Source organism: Corynebacterium sp., assembly GCF_030538285.1.
Taxonomy (GTDB): Bacteria; Actinomycetota; Actinomycetes; order Mycobacteriales; family Mycobacteriaceae; genus Corynebacterium.
In genome coordinates this window covers 1-6,055 of record NZ_JAUNUG010000079.1, presented here as the reverse complement: position 1 = coordinate 6,055, position 6,055 = coordinate 1, and the positions used below count along the sequence as shown (strand labels likewise).

The 6,055-nt window shown below is 66.3% G+C and carries 7 protein-coding genes; 5 read left to right on the top strand and 2 right to left on the bottom strand.

Annotation, left to right across the window (positions count from 1 at the left end; translation table 11 throughout):
* Window positions 1-636, top strand: a 636-nt coding sequence (locus tag Q4G50_RS14300) for a His/Gly/Thr/Pro-type tRNA ligase C-terminal domain-containing protein (protein ID WP_303378326.1), incomplete at its 5' end; no start/stop codon positions are given.
* A gap of 272 nt (window positions 637-908) precedes the next feature.
* Here the strand turns inward: Q4G50_RS14300 and Q4G50_RS14295 are convergent.
* Together Q4G50_RS14295 and Q4G50_RS14290 are read right to left on the bottom strand one after the other, a co-directional pair.
* Complete coding sequence (locus tag Q4G50_RS14295; protein ID WP_303378325.1) at window positions 909-2,885, bottom strand: MMPL family transporter; 1,977 nt, start codon at window positions 2,883-2,885, stop codon at window positions 909-911.
* A 38-nt stretch (window positions 2,886-2,923) separates the two neighbouring features.
* On the bottom strand, window positions 2,924-3,601 hold the full coding sequence (locus Q4G50_RS14290; RefSeq protein ID WP_303378324.1) for a hypothetical protein: 678 nt from the start codon (window positions 3,599-3,601) through the stop codon (window positions 2,924-2,926).
* A 33-nt stretch (window positions 3,602-3,634) separates the two neighbouring features.
* Between Q4G50_RS14290 and rimP the strand changes: the two genes are divergently transcribed.
* The 4 genes from rimP to Q4G50_RS14270 form a co-directional block, all read left to right on the top strand.
* Complete coding sequence (rimP, locus tag Q4G50_RS14285; RefSeq protein WP_303378323.1) at window positions 3,635-4,189, top strand: ribosome maturation factor RimP; 555 nt, start codon at window positions 3,635-3,637, stop codon at window positions 4,187-4,189.
* Window positions 4,186-5,178 (top strand): transcription termination factor NusA, encoded by a 993-nt coding sequence (gene nusA / locus Q4G50_RS14280; protein WP_303378322.1) that lies wholly within the window; start codon window positions 4,186-4,188, stop codon window positions 5,176-5,178. The genes rimP and nusA overlap by 4 nt, the downstream gene beginning before the upstream one ends.
* A 104-nt stretch (window positions 5,179-5,282) precedes the next feature.
* Window positions 5,283-5,603 carry a YlxR family protein gene (locus Q4G50_RS14275; RefSeq protein ID WP_303378321.1) on the top strand — a complete coding sequence of 107 codons (321 nt, stop codon included), beginning with the start codon at window positions 5,283-5,285 and terminating at the stop codon, window positions 5,601-5,603.
* Window positions 5,604-5,708: 105 nt separating this feature from the next.
* Window positions 5,709-6,055: translation initiation factor IF-2 N-terminal domain-containing protein (locus Q4G50_RS14270; RefSeq protein WP_303378320.1), on the top strand; the 347-nt coding region annotated here is incomplete at its 3' end.

Below are 6,055 nucleotides of genomic sequence, written 5' to 3'. Positions count from 1 at the left end.
TGGATCACGGGTGCCGACGCCCCCAACCGCCACGTCGTCGGCCTCGTCGCCGGCCGCGATTTCGAGGTGGACGGCTACATCGAGGCTGCCGAGGTCCGCGAAGGCGATCCGGCCCCCGAGGGCATGGGCACCCTCACGCTGGAGCGCGGCATCGAGATCGGCCACATCTTCCAGCTCGGCCGCAAGTACACCGAGGCCTTCGACGTGCAGATCCTCGACGAGTCCGGCAAGCGCTCCGTGCCCACGATGGGCTCCTACGGCATCGGCGTCTCCCGACTCATGGCCGTGCTGGCCGAACAGCGCCACGACGACAAGGGCCTCAACTGGCCCGTCGAGATCGCCCCGTACCAGGTGCACGTCGTCGTCGCGAACAAGGACGCCGCCGCCATGGAGGCCGGCGACCGCATCGTCGCCGAGCTCGACGCCGCCGGCATCGAGGTGCTTTTCGACGACCGCCCCAAGGTCTCCCCGGGCGTGAAGTTCAAGGACGCTGAGCTGCTGGGTATGCCCTTCGCGCTCATCCTGGGCCGTTCCTTCGCTGAGGGCATCGTCGAGCTGCGGATCCGCGGCGGCGAGACCCTGGAGATCCCGGCCGAGGAGGCCGTGGCGCGGATCCAGGAGCTGGTGCGCGGGTAGGACCGGGGCCCGGGCGCGGATCCCCCTGCGTTTGGTGATTTACCCCGTGCTTAAGTACAGCAGATATGCACCAACGCAGTGTGAGCGCAGACACGTAGGCGCCCCTGCCCGGGTAATCCCGGGCGGGGGCTGGCCCGTGTGCGGATCCCCCTGCGTTTGGTGATATACCCCATGCTTAAGTACAGCAGATATGCACCAACGCAGTGTGAGCGCAGACACGTAGGCGCCCCTGCCGGGTAATCCCCGGCAGGGGCGCCGTCGCGTGAAGCAGGCTAGCTCAGCTCAGAGGCGGCCGTGGCGACGACGTCGTCGCGGGCCTCCTTCTTGGGCTTCACCTTGCCCGGCCACCAGAACTTCTCACCCAGCAGCTGGACGACGGCGGGGATGAGGATGGTTCGGACGATGAGGGTGTCCAGGAGCACGCCGATGAAGATGACGATGCCCACCTGCGCGAGCACCACGAGTGGCAGGACACCGAGGGCGGCGAACACGGCGGCCAGCAGGATACCGGCCGAGGTGATCACACCACCGGTCGCGGACAGCGAGCGCAGGACGCCTTCCTTGGTCCCCACCACGCGGGCTTCTTCGCGGGCGCGGGTGATGAGGAAGATGGAGTAATCGATACCCAGCGCCACGAGGAACACGAAGGAGTAGAGCGGGGTGAGGGCGTCGAACTTCTCGAAGCCGAGGATGCCGGTGGAGACCCACCAGCCCAGGCCCAGGGCGGCGACGTTGGTGATGAGCACCGTGGCGGTCATGATGACCGGCGCCAGCACCGAGCGCAGCAGCACCATCAGCGCGATGAGCAGCACGAGCAGGATCACCGGGAAGATGAGGGTGCGGTCATCGGCCGCGGACTGCTCGGTGTCGTAGAGCTCGGCTTCCTGGCCGCCGACCAGGGCGTCCGTGCCCTCGAGGGTGGAGCGCAGTTCCTCGATGGTGCCTCCGGCGACCTGGAGGATTTCCCAGTCGCCGGCCGGTTCCTGCGGGGTGACGTTGGCGCCCTCGGCCTCGAGGATCTCGGTGACTTCGGCGACTTCCTGGGTGGCGATGATCGCCGGGGTGGCGTCCTGCTCGGGGAACTTCTCCTCGAGGACGGTGGCGGCGGAGATAGATTCGGGGGTCTCGATGAACTGCTCGGACTGGCTCAGACCGGTGCGGATCTGCAGGGCGCCGACGCTGGCCACAGCCAGGAAGATCATGGCGATGACGCTGACCATGACGGGCCTGGAGCGCACAACATTGCCGATGCGGTCCCAGAAGCGGTGGTTGACCTCGGTGTCTTCGCGGGGGATCTTCGGCCAGAAGATCCAACGGCCGAAGAAAAGCAGCACGCCGGGCAGCACGAAGACGGCGAAGAGGAAGGCGATGCCGATGCCGAACATGGAGGCCAGGCCCAGACCACGGGTGGTGGGCACGGCGGAGAGCAGGAGGCAGGCGACGCCGAGGATGACGGTGACGGCGGAGGCGAAGATCGTCTTCACGGTCGGGCCCCAGGCATTGGCCATCGCCTCGAAACGGTCGGAGTGGCGGTGCAGTTCATCGCGGTAGCGGGAGATGAGCAGCAGGGCGTAGTTGGTGCCCGCACCGAAGACCAGGACGGAGAGGATGCCGGCGGTGGATTCGTTCCACACCGCACCGAGGGCGTCGAGCGCCCAGCTGTAGGTGGTGTTGGCGACTCGGTCGGCGATGCCGATGACCAGCAGCGGCAGGATCCACAGGACGGGGGAGCGGTAGGTGACGATGAGCAGGACCGCGACGATGATGCCGGTCACGGCGAGCAGCATGAGGTTGGCTCCGGAGAACACGCCCGAGAGATCGCCCTCGATGGCGGCGGGGCCGGTGACCTGGGAGGTGACACCGTCGGGGAGGTCGGCGGCGGCGTCGGCACGCAGCTGTTCAATCTTGTCGACGTTATCGGTCAGACCCTCGGAGAGGACCTCGACCGGCACCATGGCGGCGGTCATGTCCTCGTTGGGGATCAGCGGGCCACCGAGTTCCTCGGCCTTGGGTCCGAGGGCGCCAAGGTCGAGGGGGTCGTCGCTGGTGAACAGGACGAGCGCGGCGCCGCCGTTGTCACCGGGGCGTTCCTGGAGGATCTGGGCGACGCGGGTGGAGTCGACGTCGTCCGGAGCCATGGCGGTGGGGTCGGAGGGGGTTTCCGCGGAGCCGAAGGACATCGAGGCACCCGCGAGGACAATAAGAAGAAGGGCGAGCCAGCGGAAGGCCCGGGCGGTAGATGTACTCACTCGTGACAGAGTACAGATATCAACAAGGTGTCGGAAACCTATGCGGCGCGGGCGAGCCAGGCACGCCACTGATCATCGTCCGCTTCACTGACTGCGCGTAGCCAGGCGGCCTCACGCTCGGCCTCCAAAGCGTCGATAAAGCCCTCGTCAGAGGGGTCAAGGCCCACCACGACTTCATAGCCCGGCTCGGCCACCGGAACCGATCCTGTGGGGTCGAGCACATTTCTTAAGGCGGCGATGCGGGTGTCGGCGGCGTCGATAAGCGAATCAGTGCCGGAATGAAAAGCCTGCGCCACCTCCAGGCCGTAGACGTGGGCATATTCACCGACCAGCAGCTCGCGCGCCTGCGAAGCGGCCGTCTCAGACAACTCCAGCTCCGTGGCCTCGCCCGAGGCCAAAGCCAGCGCCTGCCGGGCAACCAGGTCGCGCGACTCGGCCGGGACATCGTCGACTGCGGCCACGGTCACCTCGAAACCATCTGCGGGCTCGACGGGGGTGGGCTCATAGTCGCAGGAGGAGGGGGTGGTGCCATCCTCATGCGTGCCGCAGAGGCGGGCGATCTCGGCCTCCAACTCAGCCGCATCCGCCGCGCGCCCGGAAGCATGGGCCTGATCCGCCAGCGCGCTCAACTGCCGATCGGGCTGCGGCCCGAGCATCTCCACAGAACAGGAGGCAAGCAGCGGCACGAGCAGTAGGAGGGCGAGGCGACGTTTCACAGCGCACACCCTACCCGCGATAGGGTGGTGAACATGGCATTCCCTGGCGAAGCAGAACTGATCAACCTCATCACCCCGGTCGCGGACGCGTGCGGCCTCGATATCGAGGGTATAAAGATCACGCGCGCCGGCCGTAAATCGGTGGTGGGCATCTTCGTGGACGCCGATATCCGCCCCGATCTGGATCTTCTGGAACAGGTCTCCCAGGAAGTCTCGATGCTTCTCGACGCCGCCGAGGAACGCGGCGAGGTCAATCTCGGCGCCGGCTACACCCTCGAGGTTTCCACCCCGGGTGTCGATGCCCCGCTCAGCGCCCCGCGCCACTGGCGCCGCAATCGCGGTCGCCTGGTCGAGCTGCTGGAGGACGGGCAGAAGTCGACGTGGCGCGTCGGCGCTCTGGCCCCGGATGAGTCCGGCGTGGTGCTGGTGCGGACGGTGAAGAAGGACCGCGAGATGCGCGTGCTGGAGTTTTCCGAAAACCCCCGCGCGGTGGTAGAAATTGAATTCTCGAACCCCCCGGCAGCAGAGACCGAGCTGACCGGATATGACTACGACCAGGCCATCGCCTGGCAGGAGGACAACAAGTGAATATCGACATGGCTGCCCTGACCACCATCGAGAAGGACAAGGGCATCCCGGTGGATGACATGCTCTCGACGATCGGCAGCGCACTCATCCACGCCTACCGCGAGTACCGCGGCGATGAGGGCGAGACCCGCGCGCGGGTGGACATCGATAAGGACACCGGCTCCGTGTCCGTCACCGTCACCGAGCTTGACGACGATGGCGAGGTCTCCTCCGAGTACGACGACACTCCCGATAACTTCGCCCGAATTGCGGCGGGGGCGGTGCGCGACGCCATCGTCAAGCGTCTCCGCGAGGCCGAGAACGTCCGCCTTTTCGACGAGTACCAGTCCTTCGAGGGCCGCGTCGTCTCCGGCGTCGTGCAAAAGGATGACACCGCCAACTCCCGCGGCATCGTCATCGTCCAGCTGGGCACCGAAACCGACCCGCAGGACGGCATCCTCCTGCCCGCCGAGCAGATCCCCGGCGAAAAGCTCGTCCACGGCGACCGTGTCAAGGCGTTTATCGTCGGCGTGAACAAGGGGCCCCGCAACGTCCAGGTCAACCTCTCGCGCACCCACCCCGAACTGGTCCGCGGACTCTTCGAGCTGGAAATCCCCGAGGTGGCCGACGGCTCCGTCGAGATCATCGGCATCGCCCGCGAGGCCGGCCACCGCTCCAAGGTGGCCGTGTCCGGCAAGGTCAAGGGCCTCAACGCCAAGGGTGCCTGCATCGGACCCCGCGGCCAGCGCGTGACCAACATCATGAACGAACTGGGTGGTGAGAAGATCGACATCATCGACTACTCCGATGACCCGGCGACCTACGTCGGCAATGCCCTGGCTCCCTCCAAGGTGGTCAACGTCGAGATCACCGACGCCGAGGCCCAGACCGCCAAGGTCATCGTGCCCGACTACCAGCTCTCGCTCGCCATCGGCCGCGAGGGGCAGAACGCCCGCCTCGCCGCCCGCCTGACCGGATGGAAGATCGACATCCACTCGGACCTCACCTGAGCGCGGAACGCGCGCGGCGTCGAGAAGTTCAATTTCAGGTGAAAATGGGGTAAACTATCCGGTGGCCCACGTGCCGATGATGTTCACACCAATGTAGGAGACGAATGACGCAGACCCGCGCACCCCGCGAGATCCGCGTACGTACCTGCATCGCCACCCGCGAGCGTCAGCCCGATACCGAGCTGCTCCGGGTGGTTATTGATCCCTCCGACCCGAATCGCCTGCTGGCGGACCCGGGACGGCGACTCCCCGGCAGGGGAGCCTGGATCACCCCGAACATCGACGCACTCAAGCTGGCGGAACAGCGCCGCGCCTTCGGGCGGGCGTTCCGAGTGTCCGGGAACAGCCTGGACACAGGTCACGTGCGTACGTACCTCGCAGCAAACGCTGCCGGACCCGACATTGTAAGGAAGACCGAACACTGATGAGCACTGCACGATGAAGCATCAGCGATGAACGTCACAGACATCATCTAGAGGTCGAGTTCCCTTTCCGGACACTCGCCCTCTAGTAACAACCAGAGGAGAAAAGTGCCCGGAAAGCTACGCGTACATGAGCTTGCCAAGAAGCTCGGCGTAACCAGCAAGGAACTGCTCGCCACGCTCAAGGAGCAGGGTGAGTTTGTCAAGACCGCTTCGTCCACTGTGGAACCCCCCGTGGTCCGCAAGATGGAAGCGTTCTACGAGAAGAAGGACGGAGCCGGCGGCTCCGATTCCGCAGCCAAGCCGTCCGCAGGCGCAGGCGCAGGTGCCAAGCCCGGCCCGAAGCCGGGTCCGGCCCCCAAGCCGGCCCCGAAGCCGGCGGCCGCTAAGCCTGCTGCCCCGGCCCCGAAGCAGGCAGCCGAAACCCCGCAGAACCCGGACACCCCGAAGCCGGA